This is a genomic window from Candidatus Infernicultor aquiphilus (assembly GCF_002784285.1).
Taxonomy (GTDB): Bacteria; Atribacterota; Phoenicimicrobiia; order Phoenicimicrobiales; family Phoenicimicrobiaceae; genus Infernicultor; species Infernicultor aquiphilus.
On record NZ_PFKO01000004.1, the window covers coordinates 1 to 1,020 of the forward strand.

At 42.5% G+C, this 1,020-nt stretch carries 2 pseudogenes; one reads left to right on the forward strand and one right to left on the reverse strand.

Features of this window, described 5'->3' with window-relative positions:
• Window positions 1-334: pseudogene (locus COZ07_RS00080) on the forward strand (lipoate--protein ligase); the annotation flags it as partial.
• Between the two features lie 29 nt (window positions 335-363).
• On the opposite strand, the pseudogene COZ07_RS00085 reads toward COZ07_RS00080, so the two are convergent.
• Window positions 364-1,020 (reverse strand): annotated as a pseudogene (locus COZ07_RS00085) (hypothetical protein); the annotation flags it as partial.

Sequence of the window (1,020 nt, forward strand, 5' to 3'; positions counted from 1 at the left end):
TGGGAGATGCACCGTCGGGGAAGCATATAAGATTGCGAAAGAGCACAGCATCGAGGCTAAAAGCATCACAAGTTTTGAAAATTTAATGGAAACGCTTAAGGATTGCGAAAAAAGAGGCATGAAAGGTTACGTCGGCTGCTGCTGCGAACCGTTCTACGCCAAACACAAAGACGATTTTGAATCAGTTAACCTGAGCGGCATATTAATTGACATTGACAACACAACCTGCTACGACCTCGGACGGGAAGAAGACGCATACCTCGGAAAATTCGAAAACCAAACAAATTTAAAAATAAATTTACTCAAAAAAGTCGTCGAATGCATGAAGACGTGAAAAGATTGCTTCCGCCCGATAGTTTATGTTCATTCCATGCTTTTGAGTCTTCTTACGTATTTTTCCATCGAGTCCGGGTTTTTCAGTACCTCATCCCTTAATTTCGTGTTTAATTTAATGCTTTTCAGTTTTAACGTGCATTCTTTTTCAAAATCGCCCCCGCAGTTTATTACGGAATCAGCCGCAAGGTGCGCGCTTTTAATCGCGTAATAGATTCCCTCCTCTGTCAGGGGGTTTACGAATCCTCCCGCGTCTCCGATTAATACTGCATTTCCCGCGCAGGGTTTGTTTACGGGTCCCTCGAAGGGTATGATGTGTGACTCGAAATTAATTATTTCTAAATTTTTAATGTTTTTTTCCTCCATGAATTTTCCGGTAAAATCATCCAGGTATTTTTTCGGGGTTTTCCTGAATTCATCGTCCATCCCGCCCAAACCTACTTTAATTTTATTGTTCAGGGGGCTTACCCAGCCGTAGCCGTAATCCATAAGCCCGTAGTAAACCTCGAACCAGTCACCGATTTTCTCGTCAATAATCTCGTTTGATAAATTAAACGTGTATTGAACACCAAGAGCAAAATTCCCGTACCCGATTCCAAGCAGCCTCCTTACGCTCGAATTCGCCCCGTCCGCTCCGGCAAGGAATTCGGAATAATATTCTTTGCCGTTTTCTGTTATTACCTTAAA